General features: G+C 67.5%; 17 protein-coding genes. 15 read left to right on the plus strand and 2 right to left on the minus strand.

The features are described 5' to 3' along the window. Positions 1 to 19: 19 nt before the first annotated feature. The gene (locus tag AB0F17_RS58700) at positions 20 to 451 is read right to left on the minus strand and encodes a hypothetical protein (protein ID WP_358043716.1); all 432 of its coding nucleotides are present in this window, start codon (positions 449 to 451) and stop codon (positions 20 to 22) included. A 151-nt stretch (positions 452 to 602) separates the two neighbouring features. Between AB0F17_RS58700 and AB0F17_RS58705 the strand changes: the two genes are divergently transcribed. Genes AB0F17_RS58705 through AB0F17_RS58715 form a run of 3 tightly spaced genes read left to right on the plus strand, consistent with a single transcriptional unit; the run spans position 603 to position 4,372 of the window. Next, complete coding sequence (locus AB0F17_RS58705) at positions 603 to 2,210, plus strand: hypothetical protein (protein ID WP_358043719.1); 1,608 nt, start codon at positions 603 to 605, stop codon at positions 2,208 to 2,210. 18 nt (positions 2,211 to 2,228) lie between these two features. Then, complete coding sequence (locus tag AB0F17_RS58710) at positions 2,229 to 4,181, plus strand: phage minor capsid protein (RefSeq protein WP_358043722.1); 1,953 nt, start codon at positions 2,229 to 2,231, stop codon at positions 4,179 to 4,181. Next, complete coding sequence (locus AB0F17_RS58715; RefSeq protein WP_358043725.1) at positions 4,178 to 4,372, plus strand: hypothetical protein; 195 nt, start codon at positions 4,178 to 4,180, stop codon at positions 4,370 to 4,372. Before AB0F17_RS58710 ends, AB0F17_RS58715 begins: the two co-directional genes overlap by 4 nt. Here AB0F17_RS58715 and AB0F17_RS58720 read toward each other — a convergent pair. Beyond that, complete coding sequence (locus AB0F17_RS58720; protein ID WP_358043728.1) at positions 4,369 to 4,860, minus strand: DUF732 domain-containing protein; 492 nt, start codon at positions 4,858 to 4,860, stop codon at positions 4,369 to 4,371. The two genes, AB0F17_RS58715 and AB0F17_RS58720, sit on opposite strands and share 4 nt — an antisense overlap. A 141-nt stretch (positions 4,861 to 5,001) precedes the next feature. Here AB0F17_RS58720 and AB0F17_RS58725 point away from each other — a divergent pair, with 141 nt between their 5' ends. The 12 genes from AB0F17_RS58725 (at position 5,002) to AB0F17_RS58780 (ending at position 13,536) form a co-directional block, all read left to right on the plus strand. Continuing rightward, positions 5,002 to 5,646: a hypothetical protein gene (locus tag AB0F17_RS58725; RefSeq protein ID WP_358043731.1), complete on the plus strand. Its 645-nt coding sequence runs from the start codon at positions 5,002 to 5,004 to the stop codon at positions 5,644 to 5,646. A 16-nt stretch (positions 5,647 to 5,662) separates the two neighbouring features. Further along, positions 5,663 to 6,883 (plus strand): DUF5309 family protein, encoded by a 1,221-nt coding sequence (locus AB0F17_RS58730; RefSeq protein WP_358043734.1) that lies wholly within the window; start codon positions 5,663 to 5,665, stop codon positions 6,881 to 6,883. Further along, a complete protein-coding gene (locus tag AB0F17_RS58735) occupies positions 6,883 to 7,203 on the plus strand; it encodes a hypothetical protein (RefSeq protein WP_358043736.1) in 321 nt (106 codons plus the stop codon). Before AB0F17_RS58730 ends, AB0F17_RS58735 begins: the two co-directional genes overlap by 1 nt. A 3-nt stretch (positions 7,204 to 7,206) precedes the next feature. After that, positions 7,207 to 7,563, plus strand: coding sequence for a hypothetical protein (locus AB0F17_RS58740; RefSeq protein ID WP_358043738.1), 357 nt, complete (start codon positions 7,207 to 7,209; stop codon positions 7,561 to 7,563). Between the two features lie 81 nt (positions 7,564 to 7,644). Beyond that, positions 7,645 to 8,046 (plus strand): hypothetical protein, encoded by a 402-nt coding sequence (locus AB0F17_RS58745; RefSeq protein WP_358043741.1) that lies wholly within the window; start codon positions 7,645 to 7,647, stop codon positions 8,044 to 8,046. Further along, a complete protein-coding gene (locus AB0F17_RS58750; RefSeq protein WP_358043744.1) occupies positions 8,037 to 8,363 on the plus strand; it encodes a hypothetical protein in 327 nt (108 codons plus the stop codon). Before AB0F17_RS58745 ends, AB0F17_RS58750 begins: the two co-directional genes overlap by 10 nt. Before the next feature lie 13 nt (positions 8,364 to 8,376). Beyond that, the gene (locus tag AB0F17_RS58755) at positions 8,377 to 8,751 is read left to right on the plus strand and encodes a hypothetical protein (protein WP_358043747.1); all 375 of its coding nucleotides are present in this window, start codon (positions 8,377 to 8,379) and stop codon (positions 8,749 to 8,751) included. Beyond that, complete coding sequence (locus AB0F17_RS58760) at positions 8,748 to 9,182, plus strand: minor capsid protein (protein WP_358043749.1); 435 nt, start codon at positions 8,748 to 8,750, stop codon at positions 9,180 to 9,182. Before AB0F17_RS58755 ends, AB0F17_RS58760 begins: the two co-directional genes overlap by 4 nt. A 15-nt stretch (positions 9,183 to 9,197) precedes the next feature. Beyond that, a complete protein-coding gene (locus AB0F17_RS58765) occupies positions 9,198 to 9,668 on the plus strand; it encodes a hypothetical protein (protein WP_358043752.1) in 471 nt (156 codons plus the stop codon). Between the two features lie 21 nt (positions 9,669 to 9,689). Then, positions 9,690 to 10,190 carry a hypothetical protein gene (locus AB0F17_RS58770; RefSeq protein WP_358043755.1) on the plus strand — a complete coding sequence of 167 codons (501 nt, stop codon included), beginning with the start codon at positions 9,690 to 9,692 and terminating at the stop codon, positions 10,188 to 10,190. 26 nt (positions 10,191 to 10,216) lie between these two features. After that, entirely contained in the window at positions 10,217 to 10,387 is a 171-nt protein-coding gene (locus AB0F17_RS58775; protein WP_358043758.1) for a hypothetical protein, read from the plus strand. A gap of 23 nt (positions 10,388 to 10,410) precedes the next feature. Beyond that, positions 10,411 to 13,536 carry a phage tail tape measure protein gene (locus tag AB0F17_RS58780; protein WP_358043761.1) on the plus strand — a complete coding sequence of 1,042 codons (3,126 nt, stop codon included), beginning with the start codon at positions 10,411 to 10,413 and terminating at the stop codon, positions 13,534 to 13,536. Positions 13,537 to 13,619: the final 83 nt, after the last annotated feature.

Genomic DNA, 13,619 nt, shown 5'->3' on the forward strand with positions numbered 1-13,619 from the left:
CACAATGGTTCAACCGGCCTTAGTTCAACTTGCCCACGGTGCCATTGAGACTGTTGGCGGTCGCCGTCCCGGCGAACACGGCGGTCCACGAGCCAGCAGCAAACGCCACTGCGAGACTCACGACAGGGTTGCCGGGCGCTGCCGCAGCAACCACAAGGCCTGTGGTGATCGCCGCGGAGAAGCCGGCAAGAACACCCACCATCGCCGCGATCAACATGATTACGGCGGCCCTAGGGGAGACGGCACGCCGTTCCCGGTGGGAACCGATGTTGACGTTCCCCAAAGGCGCCGCCGGGGCCAAGGCCACGGCCACGCAACAGCCCGTAGCCACGCTGGCGAGGAAGGCAAGGGGAGCGGGCGTGCCCGCCTGATGGGCGGCCCAACTTACGAACGCGGCCATTGCGACCGCCATACCGGCTGCACCGATACGCGCGAACAAATTCCTGAACATGATCTACCTTTCTTAGTGTTGTCGCTGGTCAGCGGCCCTTACTGACACTGATAGCGGAACATCCGCCATGCGGATTGTCAATTTCTGGTGCACGGTCCGTGAACAATTCGCATGCAATGCAACGTGATGTGATCTCCTTTGAGGAGGACCGATGCCGCTGCCGAGCGGCGGCACCTGGCCGCCCCGCAACCTCCAACCCATCCAGCAGCACTACAACACGCTCGACACCTGGTACGTCGGCGACCGCGAGCGCCTGGCCGCCCTGTACGGCGACGGCCGCGGCACCGCCACCATCCCCGCCAACCGGCCCTCGCAGTACCGCGGCGGCGTCGTCGGCACCGTCGCGAGGATGTTCTGGGGCGCCCCCACCCCGGCCGGCGAGCGCCGCACGAAACTCCACGTCCCCGTCGCGTCCGACATCTGCACCATGAGCTCCGACCTGCTGTTCTCCGAGCCGCCCACCATCACGGTCGAAGACCAAGCGACGCAGGACCGCATCGACGAACTCCTCCCCTCCCTCCAAGCCACCCTCCTGGAAGGCGCCGAGGTGGGCGCGGCCCTGGGCGGCTACTACCTGAGGGCTGTCTGGGACAAGCAGGTCGCCGAGAAGCCATGGTTGAACGCGGTGCACGCCGACGCGGCCGTACCCGAGTGGCGATGGGGCAAGCTGTACGCCGTCACCTTCTGGCGGGTGCTCGAACAGCCCGACGACGACACCTGTCTCTGGCATCTGGAGCGCCACGAGCCCGGCGTCATCCTCAACGGGCTGTACAAGGGCAAGGTGGGCGACCTCGGCGGCCAGCTGCCGCTCACCGCGCACGCCGAGACGAAGAACATGCAGCCCGTCATCACGACCGGCCTCGACCGGTGCACCGCCGTCTACGTCCCCAACATGAGGCCCAACCGGCAGTGGAGAAACTACCCAGCCGGCGCCGCGCTCGGACGCTCCGACTTCGACGGCCCCGTCCTCGGGATGATGGACTCGCTCGACGAGGTGTGGACGTCGTGGATGCGCGACATCCGGCTCGCCAAGGCCCGGCTCATCGTTCCGTCCAGCTATCTGCAGTCGAACGGGAAAGGCCAGGGCGCGTTCTTCGACTTCGACCGCGAGCTCTACGAGTCGTTCGACATGCTGGCCGGCGACCAGCGCATGGAGATCTCGGCGCAGCAGTTCGCCATCCGCGTCGTCGAGCACCGCGACACCGCCGCCGAACTACTCGCCGAAATCTTGCGAGCAACCGGTTACTCCGCCCAGTCGTTCGGCCTGTCGGGCGAGGTGGCTGTCACCGCCACCGAAGTCTCGGCGAAGGAACGCCGCAGCCTGATCACCAAGAATCGGAAAGGGCTCTACACCATCCCCGAGGTGGCCGACGGAGTCGAGATGCTGCTTGAGCTAGAAGCCAAGCTGTTCCCCGACATCGCGGTCACGCCGGAGAAGCCGACCATCACCCTCGCCGACTCCGTGTCGCCGGACATGATGCAGCTCGCCACCACCGTCGAGTTGATGCGCCGGGCCGAGGCCGTATCGGATGAGACCGCGGTCCGCATGCTGCATTCGGACTGGGACGACGACCAGGTCCAGGAGGAAGTACGGCTGATCGGCGACGCTCGGCCGGACCCGATGGCCGACCCGTTCGCGCTCCCGGGCGAGATGGTCGGGCCCGATGGTGAGCCCGTCGACCCCGAAGACCCGCAGAAGCCTCCCGCGAAGGAGGACGGGCCACCCGGCCAGCAGCAACCATTTCCAACTCGGAAATAGTTCGGTGGGGAGGTCCTTGTGGCCGTCGACCAGGACCTCCTCGACCAGATCGCATCCACGGTGGCCGACCTGTACCGCGAGGTTGAGGGCGCCCTGGTCAAGACGATCGCCCAACGGTTGCGCGCCGATCTCCCCCTGCCGTCGCCGTTCCAGGAGACCAAGCTCGACTCGATCCGCAAGCTGCAGGCGTCGGCCCGGCTGATCCTGGCCAGCCTGCAGGCCACCCGGGCGAAGCTGATCCGCGAGGCGATCGCCAAGGCGTACCGGTCGGGCGGGGACGCGGCCGTCGCCGACCTTCCCGAGAAGTGGTTTCCGAAGTCGGGCATCGGCCAGCAGGCGCGCGCGGCCACGCAGGTCGTTCCCAATGCCAGGGTGATGGAGAACATCGCCCAAGCGCTCCACCGCGACGTCGGCCGCCTCGACTCCAACATCCTCCGGGCGCCCGTCGACGCCTACCGCGCCGTGCAGGCCGGGGCCGCCGCCCGCATCAACTCCGGCAGCTACACCCGGCGCGAAGCATCACAAGCCGCCTGGCAGCGCCTGATGGATCGGGGCATCGTCGACTTCACCGACCGGGCCGGCCGCCGCTGGAAGCTCTCCACTTACGTGGAGATGATGGCGCGCACCAACATTCAGCGGGCTGCCGTACAAGGCCAAACCGACCGCCTCGCCGCGATCGGCATCGACCTCGTCTACATCTCCGACAACGTGCAAGAGTGCAAGCGCTGCCGGCCTTTCGAGTCGAAGGTGCTGCGCCGCGACGCAGGACCGACCGGCAAGATCCGGGTCGAGCACGCCACCCGGGACGGCGAGTTCATCACTGTCGACGTCCTCACGACCCTCGACCAGGCTCGCGCCAAGGGCCTGTTCCACCCCAACTGCCGCCACAGCGCATCCGCCTACCTGCCCGGCGTCACCACCCTCAAGAAGGGCACCGAGGATCCGGAAGGCGACAAGGCCCGGCAGAAGCAGCGCGCGCTCGAACGCCGCATCCGTGCCGCGAAGGAGCGGCAGGTGGGCGCCCTCACACCCGAGGCGAAGAAGCAGGCAGGCGCCGACGTGCGCGCCGCCCAGACCGCGCTACGCGGACACCTCGCTGCCCATCCGAAGCTGAAGCGCCTCACCTACCGGGAGCAGATCGGCGCAGGCAACATCCCTAAGACGGGCGGACCGTCCGGCGGGCCAACCACCGACCTCGGCCCGACCGTGCAACCCACCATCGACGGCGAGCCCGGCGCAACGCTCTCCCGGCACCCCACCCCCGAGCCGGAGCAGGCCCGCGCCGAGCAGGCCCGCGTCGACGTGCCCGGACAGCTCTCCCTCGACGACGTCGACACCAGCAAAGCCCAACATAAGGCGATTGGTGCGCTCACCGACAACGAGCTCGCCGACCGGTTCAATCGTGCGCTCGAATCAGGCGATGAGGCCGAGATCGAGCGGGTCGCCGCGGAGATGGCCCGCCGCGACGAGCCCGCCCAGCAGCCGACGGACCACTGGGGCTCGTGGGGCGACGTCGAGATCAGCGACGATGACCGCCGCGTCGATGCCCTGGTCGCCCGCGGCTGGGACTACGTCGACGCATACGCCGAAGTGTTCGGACTCGACCCCGAGCAGCTCCGACGTGAGGAACGCCGGGCCGCGCTCAATAGCGACCGACGGCCGGGCGAAACCCTCGACCAAACCGTCTCGCGGCTCTACCGCGACTGGATTCACACCCAGTGGCTACAAGCCGAGAACGCAACGAACGGCTACCTGTTGAATAAGGCAGGCGAGGCCGAAGGAATTGACCCTATTTCGCTATTCTCTGGCCCATTGAGCAGGTCAAAGAAGTACGCTAGTGAAGAGCTACGCCGCTGGTGGAACACTCACCAGCGAATGACGCTCACCGAATTCCGCGCCCAAATCCTTGGGCGTGAGAGTGACAAGAGATCGGCCCGAACTACCCGGGAAATGGGAGACGCTGGCATATGACCCTCACCGAGCAGCAGACAGCGGCGGCCGTACGGCACGCCCAGTTCTGCGCGCGGAGGGACATGCCGATGACCGGCTGCCCGTATGCCGGCCGCGAGGACGACACCTCGCGCGCGCTGGCCCAGGTGTGGGTGCGCGCCTACCTGCAGGTTCGCCCACCAGCGGCCGATGCCGTCGACTACAGCGGCTAGACAGGCTTACACCACACCTTCACCGCCGCGATGACCTGCTTGGCCTGCGCCTCGCTGATGGTCGCGTTCCCGCCGGACAGCTCGGCCACCGTGTACTTCTCCAACGTCATGGTGCCGCCGTCGGCGCCGTGCAGGATCCGCTCGCACACGCGGCCGGCCCGCCGCATCACCCGCTCCGTGTTCACGGTGAGGCCCGGGTCGATGCTCTTGAGCGTGGCCAGGTAGGCGCGCTGCTCGGCCGCGCTCGGCGACGGCGCAGTAGCCGGCTCCGCGGTACGGTTCGGCGTCGCGCTGGCCGACGGCAGCGAGCCCGCCACCCGGGCCACGACCGTGGCGAAGACCACCAGGCCGGCCACGAGCAGGACGACGACGCCGACGGCGATGAGCGACCACTTCAACGGGCTCATCCGACGGCGCGGCGGCGGTGTGGGCGCCTGCTGGTACGTCTGCTGCCACTGCTGGGGCTGCTGCTGTTGGGGAGAGTGCATGCGCGCACCGTACGCCCCGATACATCGACTTCCGTCCCGTTTCCGCTGGACGGATGCCCGAAACGGGCCGCCTGGCGCGGTCCAAACTTCTGCCCGGCCAGGTGCCGGACATTCACCGCCGCAGATCCCTGGAGGGTCCGCATGACCATGCCCACCCCGCCTGCTGACCCCAATGCCGGACAAGTCCCGGCCGCCCCGGCTCCCGCGCCCCAGGCGCCCGCCGTACCGGCCCCGAACGCCCCGGCACCGCAGGCTCAACCCCCCGCGCCGGCCCCGGTTCCGCAGCCGCCCACCTGGACGCCCCCGACGCCTCCGCCCGTCGACGACGGAGGCATCGACGACATCTCCAAACTGCCGAAGAAGTGGCAGAAGGAGCTGACCGACGCGCGCGGCGACGCGGCCAAGTACCGAGTCCAGGCCCGGACGGAGACCGTCCTGCGGCACGCGTACACGACCGCGACCGAGCACGGCGTCAACCCGGCCGCCCTGCTCGGCTCCACGGTGTTCGCCAACATCGCGAGCCAGCTCGACCCCTCAGCCGAGGACTTCCCCGCGAAGCTGGCCGACGCCATCAAGAATGCGCTGACCGCGAACCCGTGGATGGCCGCGCTGACCGCCGCGGCTGCGGCGCTTCCCCCGGTCCCGCCCGTGTCGGGTGGCGACTTTTCCGGGTCCGGCGGCCAGCCGACCGGCCCCACCCTCGACCAGCAGATCGCCGACGCCGAGAAGGCAGGCAATCACGCCCTCGCGATCAACCTCAAACGGCAGCGTGCTGCGCTGCCCTAGTAACTAGGAGATCATCTTGTCCGGTATCAGCGCGATGGGCACTACGTTCAACCTGCCCAACTACACCGGCCAGCTCTTCGCCCTGACGCCGGCCGACACCCCGCTCCTGTCCGCGATCGGCGGCCTCACCGGTGGCGGTATGGCCAGCTCGACCGAGTTCGAGTGGCAGACCTACGACCTGCGCGACCCGGCCCAGCGTGTCGCGCTCGAAGGAGCCACGGCACCCACGCCGGAGGGCCGGGTCCGGGGCAACGTGAAGAACGTCGTCCAGGTCCACCAGTCCAAGGTCAGCGTGTCGTACACGAAGCAGAGCGCGAATCAGCAGCTCGCCTCGCCGCAGTCGGCGCCGTTCAACCACCCCGGCGGCGGCCCCAACCCCGTCGTCAACGAACTGGACTGGCAGGTCGAGCAGGCGCTCAAGCAGATCGCCTTGGACGTGAACTGGTCATTCATCAACGGGACGTACCAGCTGCCGACCGACAACACCACGACCCGTAAGACGCGCGGCCTCATCCAGGCCATCACCACCAACCGCGTCTCCAAGGCCACCAGCACGGTGACTGGCCTGTCGTCGGCGACGGACACCATCACCGAGACGGCGACCGCGCTCACTGACGGCACGAAGATCGTGTTCACGAAGACCGGCGACGCCACCGGCATCATCGCTGGCCGCGTCTACTTCGTCGTCAACAAGGCCACCAACACGTTCAAGGTGTCGGCCACCTCCGGCGGCTCCGCGATCACGCTCGGCACGTCCACGTCGAACATCGACTACCTGGTGCCGTGGACGACCGCGCTCACCCCGGCCGTCATCGACGACCTGCTCCAGCTGACGTACGACAACGGCGGCATCTCCAACCAGGAGACCGCCACGCTGCTGTGCAACAGCATCCAGAAGCGGGCGATCACCGCCGCGTACGCGGACGCGTACGGCAAGGCCGTCCTCATCTCCACCGAAAGCAGGCGCACCGTCGGCGGCGTCAGCGTGCAGACGCTGGAGACCGACTTCGGGGTGCTGAACATCATGATGGACCGGCACATGCCGCAGGACGCCATCGCCGTCGTTTCCATGGAGCAGCTGCGCCCGGTGTTCCTCAACGTGCCGGGCAAGGGGACCTTCTTCGAAGAGCCCCTCGCGAAGACGGGCTCGTCGGACGACGTACAGCTATACGGCGAGATCGGCTTCGCCTACGGCTCCGAGCGGGCACACGCGCTGCTGCGCGGCCTCGACGTCTGATGAGCCTCTACGAACGGTTCGTCGACGGGGTGAAGGTCGAGAGGGCTTTCACCGTCGACGGATCCGAGGATGACGCACGCCATGCCGCGCTCGCCGACTCCGGCGTCGACGGCTGGCGGGCCCACAACGTGGAGGGGTCCGGGAACCACGGGCCCGGCCCCACCACCCCCGAGCAGGACGGGGCGAAGCAGCCGCCGCAGTCCGCGAACAAAGACGCCTGGGTCGACTGGGCCGTCTCCCACGGCATGGACCGCGACGCCGCAGAAGACCTCACCAAAGCCCAGCTGATCGAGCTGGCCGACCAGCTCGCGAAGGAGTAACCCATGGCGCGTACAGCCATCACCGCGTCGACCACGCTCACCGAGGCCGGCATCGACCCGACCGCCGTCGACGCGGCGATCGACACCGTCGACGGCAACAGCTTCCCGTGGCGGGAGCATCGGCTGCTGTTCGTCCTCAACGGCGACGACGCCTCCGTCACGCCCACCTTCCTCACCCCGGGCACGGTCGGCCGGCAGGCGCTGGCCATCCCCGACTTCGCAGGCAACGCCATCCCGGCCGCCGGGTACAAGATCTTCGGCCCGTTCGGTCCGGAGTTCAGGCAGGCCGACGGCAGCGTGTACGTCAACTGGGCAGGCACCACCCCGGCCAGCATCACCGCCGCGGTGCTCGACGCCTGACGTCCACCCCACGAGCGCGCGGGCGGGCTGGGGCTGTGAGGGTGCGCGCCCGCCCGCGTCCAACCACCCAAGGAGGCGGGCATGGCGTACGCCACCACTGGCGAGCTGACCACATGGCTCAACCCCGACCCTGTACCAACCGGGGCCGCCCGCATGCTGGCCAGGGCGACCCGCTACATGGACAACGTCCTCCTCAAAACCTCCGTCTACCCCGTGGACGCCGACGGCCTGCCCACCGAGGCGGCGCACATCACCGCCATGCGAGACGCCTGCTGCGCCCTCGTGGAGTGGTGGGCCGAGAACGGCGACGACGGACTCGGCGCCGGCTCGGAGTACACCAGCGTCTCGGCCGGAAACATCGCCCTATCCAAGGCGGCCGGCACGGGCGGGGACGACGACCCTCGCCGCGCCCCCGAGGCAGTCGAGATTCTCGACGGCGCCGGGCTGCTCGGCCACGAACCGCGGACATACCCATGCGGATGATCCCCGCCTGGCTGCTGCGTAAAGCAGGCAAGGACGTGCTCGTAGAACCCTTCCAGAGGGAAGGGCCGTACGGCCAGGAGTACGGCCCACAAGCCACCGTGCGCACCCTCGTCGAGGCCAAACGCCGCCTGGTGCGGGACGCCCAAGGCGCCGAGGTCGTCTCAGAAACGACGCTGCGCATGCAGCTCGACGAGATATGCCCGACCGGATCCCGCGTGACCCTCCCAGACGGGGCCGTCAGCTACGCGATCACCTCCGCCCCCGTCGACGGCGGCACGCTTCCCGTCCCGTCGCACCTTCAAGTGTCGCTCCAGTAAGGAGGTGGTCGCGGTGGCGCAGCGTTCCACGCTCCGACTCGACGTCGGCCCCATCGACAAGCGGATGCAGGCAGGCGCCGTCAAGGGGCTGAACGTGGCCCTGGAGCACCTGATCCAGGTGAGCCGGGAGCAGGTGCCGCACGAGGAAGGCACCCTCGAACGGTCGGCCACACCTGGAGGTGAAGGCCGCGGCGGCATCGCCATCGACGAAGAGAACCTGATCGGCGCCGTCTCCTACGACACCCCGTACGCGGTGATCCAACACGAGGACTTGACGCTCAAGCACGACGAGGGGCGTAAGGCGAAGTACCTGGAGGACCCGGCCAACAGCGAGGCGGCCGTGATGCATGAGCTGATCGTCGCCCAGATCCGCCGGAGCCTGCGATGAGCTGGACCACCGACCTGCTCACCACGATCGCCGTCCACCTTGACGCCCAGGGCGTCGGCGACTGGAAGCCCGCCGGCGGCTACATCAGCACGGACACCGCAATCGTGTTCGGCCGGCTCCCCACCACCCCCGACCGGGCCATCGCCCTGGCCGCGTACGGCGTCGATCAGGGCGCCGACGACCCGGTCAACACCGACGGGACGCAGGGCGTGCAGCTGCGCCTACGCGGCACCACGGATCCGCGGGTGGTCGACGACATCGCCGACCGCGCCTTCGACAGTCTGCAGGGCCTCCAGGTCCCGGCCGCCGGGATCCTGCTCGTCACCCGCCGCATCAACGCCCCCATGGGTGTCGACAGCAATCAGCGGTGGGAACGGGCCGACTCCTACAACCTGCTCGTGCACCGCCCGACCACACTCCGCCCCGGATAACCAGGGAGATCACACATGGCCACCCGTTCACTCCTGGCCTCGGCCTGGGCTCTCGACGTCAACACCGGCAGCGCCGCAGTCCCGGTGTGGACGCCGCTCAAGGGCATGAGCAGCTTCAAGGAAACCATCGACACCACGATGGAAGACGACTCCGACTTCGACTCCGAAGGCTGGGGATCCGACGAGACCACGCAGCGCAAGTGGAAGCTCGAGACGGAAGGGAAGAGGAAGCGCGACGCGGACAACGACATCACCTTCATCCCCGACCCCGGCCAGCAGTACGTCCTGGAGGCCGGAAACCTGGTCGGCGTCGGCTCCGACATCCAGATCAGGTACTACCGCCGCGACGGCGCCCCGGACGCGTGGACAGGCCGCGTCAACGTCCAGTACGGAGGCGGAGGCGGAGGCGTCACCGCATTGGAGCCGTTCAACGTCGTCTTCGGCGGCAAGGGCAAGCGGACCGCCATTACCAACCCCGCCGCCTGATCAGAAGGAGCGCGCACCCTCATGCCCAAGTTCCCCGAACTCGACGCCAGCCTCGGCGAAACCCTTGACCTGCCCGTGCCGCTACCGGGAGGGCAGGTCAAGGAGTACAAGGTGCTCCCGCTGGACGCCGAAACGTGGGCGCGCTTCACCGCCCTGTGGACCAACCTCGGCAGCAAAGACGACGACGACGAGGTCGACAAGGCCACCGAAGAGGACTACTACCGCAAAGCCCTCGGCGCCGTCTACGACGAGCTGGTGGCCGACAGGGCGGCGTGGGCGCAGATCCGCCGGTGCGGGGTGACCGCCATCAACTGGCACCTTCACGGCGAAGACCGCGCCCTGGAGGTGTGGGAGGGCGGAGCCCCAAAAACGCCGTCGACCTCGGAGACGGACGAGCTGACGGAGACCCCGGCGGAGGCCCCATCGACCCCGCGACCGGACTCCGCGACTGGTACGACCCCGAGCCCGAGCAGGGCGCGGGCATCACGTGGGCCGACATCTTCGGCCGCTGGCAGCTCGTAGAAGTCGACCTGCACCAGCTGTACGGCGTGGACCTGGCCGGCGGCGTGTGGCGGTCCCGGTCCGGGCCGTGGCTGCGGATCCGCGTCCTCGGGTTGTTGACCGAACCGACCACCCGCCTGTTCCGGGCGCTCCGCGATCGCGAAGAACAGCATCCGGCGCGCGCCCGCGACGCTGACGTGTCGTTCGACGACTACTGACCCGTGAGGGGGTGTCCCTCTTCATGCCTCTCACTGTCGGCGAGCTCGTCGCCTACGCCCAGCTCGACAAGAGTGATTTCACCAGCGGCACCAGGTCGATCACGTCCGACCTGAAGTCCCTGCAGTCCTCCACCTCCTCCTCCATGCAGTCGATGGAGTCGACCGTCACCCGGTCCCTCTCCGACATCGAGAAGGCCATCGCCGACGGCCTCGACCCGGCCGCCGCGATCGCCGACCTCGACCGGCTGGAGGCTGCGCTCGACCAGTCGCTGAAGGACATGCAGGCCGAGGCGGACACCGCCAGCGCCGACATGCTCGGCGACATCGAGAAGGAGTTCTCCGACCTGGCCGGCGAAGCCAAGGCCGACGGCACGCGCGCCGGCAAGGAGTTGGCCGACGGCCTCGACGACGGGTTGAAGGACGCCCCCGACCGGGCGCGCGAGCACGGCCGCAAGTCGGGGGAAGGCTTCGGCGACGGCCTCGAGGGCGCGGGCGGCGGCGGCCGCCTGGCCGCCATCGGCTCCAGCCTGGTCGACTCGCTGAAGATGGGCGCGATGGGCCTCGCGGTCGGCGCCGGTCTGGCAATCGGGCAGGCCATCATGTCGGGCCTGGAGTCCGCGATGGACGCCGAGGTGGCGAAGAAGAAGCTGTTCGCCCAGGTCGGCGCGACCGGCTCGGAGATGAAGAAGTTCGGATCCGTCGCGGGCAAGATCTACGCCGACGCCTACGGCGAGTCCATGGGCGACGTCACCGACGCGATCAAGTCGGTGGTGCAGAACCTGGACGGGATGGGCAAGGCCAGCGAGTCGAGCCTGAAGAAGGTCTCCGAGCAGGCCATGAACGTCGCCACGATCATGGACGAGGACGTCGGCAAGGTCACCGAGGCCGTCGCCCAAATCCTGCGCAACAAGCTCGCCCCCAACGCCAAGGCCGCATTCGACCTGCTGGTGAAGGGCACCCAGGAAGGCGCCAACAAGTCCCAAGACCTACTCGACACTTTCGTCGAGTACCCGACACAGTTCCGCGAGCTCGGCCTGACCGGCAAGGAAGCCATGGGGCTGATCTCCCAGGGGCTGAAGGCCGGCGCCCGCGACGCCGACACCGTCGCGGACGCGCTCAAGGAATTCGCCATCCGCGCCCAGGACGGGTCGACGACCAGCAAGACCGCGTTCCAGCAGATCGGCCTCAACGCGGGCGACATGTTCAAGACCTTCGCCAAGGGCGGCCCCGAGGCCAAGGCAGCGCTCGGCGACGTGCTCGACCGGATCCGCGGCATCGAAGACCCGGTCAAACGCAACGCCGTCGCCGTCGCCCTCTTCGGGACCAAGGCGGAGGACCTGCAGAACGCGCTCCTGGCGCTGAATCCGGACACCGCTGTGCAGGCGCTCGGCACGGTGAAGGGCGCGGCTGAGGAAGCCGGGACAACCCTCAACGACACCGCGTCATCAAAGCTCGAAGGCTTCAAGCGCGGCCTTGAGCAGAACGTCGTCAACTACATCGGCGACACCGCGCTCCCAGCGCTGGAGAAGCTTGGCGAAGGCTTTAACCTGTCGAACCTCGATGAAGGCTTGACGGAAGTCGGCACTAAATTCGATGAGACATTCACGTCGATCACAGATAGCACCACGGAGTGGGCCTCCAGCAACGAGGAAACCTTGTCCTCGGTGCGTGACACTTTCGACCAGTATTTCGGGTCGGTTAAGGATCTTGTAGTCGAGGTTCTCGACGGCATAAAGGTTTTCTGGGATGAGTGGGGCGACGAGATCCTCACGATCGTGTCGGCTGCGCTCAATTTTGTGCTGTCCACCGTCGGAGGCTTCATCGAGACTCTGAAGGGGATCTTCCAGACGATCAAGTCTGCTCTGACGGGCGATTGGCAGGGCATGTGGGACGGCCTTGGCAGCATCGTCGAGGGCGGGACGCGCGGCATCCGTTCCCTCGCCGACTCCGGAATGCGGCTGCTCGGCCAGGCGATGGGCTTCAACTGGGACGACATCAAGGCCCGCGGCCAGAAGGGCATCGACGATCTGGTCGCCAAGGTGAAGGCGCTGCCGTCGAACCTGAAGAGCATCGCGTCCCAGGCGGGGACGTGGCTGCTGCAGGCTGGGCGTGACCTGATCAATGGCATGATCAACGGCGTCCGGGAGAAGGCCGCTGAGCTGGCCAACGCAGCCCGGGGTGTTGTCCAGTCCGCGGTCGACGGAGCCAAGAACCTCCTCGGCATTCACTCGCCGTCGACCGTGTTCGCGGAGATCGGCAAGTGGACGGTCCGAGGGCTGATTCAGGGCCTGGAGGCCGAGAACGGCAACGTCAAGTCGACCGTCGAGAAGATGGTCGACACGGTCAAGAAGGCGTTCAAGTCCAAGCCGGACGTCGCTGACGGGCTGCTGGACTTCATCAAGGGCGGCAACGACTCGCTCGCCGCTCTGGCCAAGCAGCGCGAGGAGCTGGTGGCGAAGCTGGCCGCGGCGAAGGAGTACGCCAAGCAGGTCGCAGGTACGGCCGAAGAATGGGCGAATATCACCGGCCTGAAGGCTGAGGATTTGACCGGCGCCGGGGACATGGCGGCCGAGTTGAGGAATAAGGCTTCCGCGATCAACAATTTCGCCAACAACATCAAGACTCTCGCAGCGCGCGGCCTGAACAAGAAAATCATTCAGGACATCATTGATGCCGGGGTCGAGAAGGGCGCGACGTTCGCTGAAATGCTGGTGGGCAGCGACGGCTCCGAAATCAAGGCGTTGAACAAGGCGCAAGCCGCTGTCGATAAGGCGTCGAAGAAGTTGGGCAAAGCCTCGGCGGACGCCATGTACGACGTCGGGAAAAAGTCTGGCGAGGGCTATTTGAAGGGGCTTGAGGATTCCCTGAAGAAGATCGATAAGGCGATGGAGAAGATCGTCAAAGCTTTGGTGGCGGCGATCAAGAAAGAACTCAAGATCAAATCGCCGTCGCAGGTCATGGCCGACGTCGGCGTCATGACCATGGAAGGTCTCAACGTCGGCATGGAGTCGATGCTGGGCTCCATCATCAGCACAGCGCAGACGATCATCTCCCAGGCGGTCGCCGCCGCGAAAAAGGCCGGCGGCACCGGCGGCAGCATGAGCGGCATGGTCGCCGGATCGCTGCCCGGCGACGGCTACACAGAATGAATTCGTAGAGTCGTAGAGTCGTGACTGCCTGCTGTCTCTGGTGTATGCCGGGGATATGAGGTACGGGCAGAGGGGCGGGTACA

Source organism: Nonomuraea sp. NPDC026600 (assembly GCF_040638335.1).
Lineage (GTDB): Bacteria > Actinomycetota > Actinomycetes > Streptosporangiales > Streptosporangiaceae > Nonomuraea.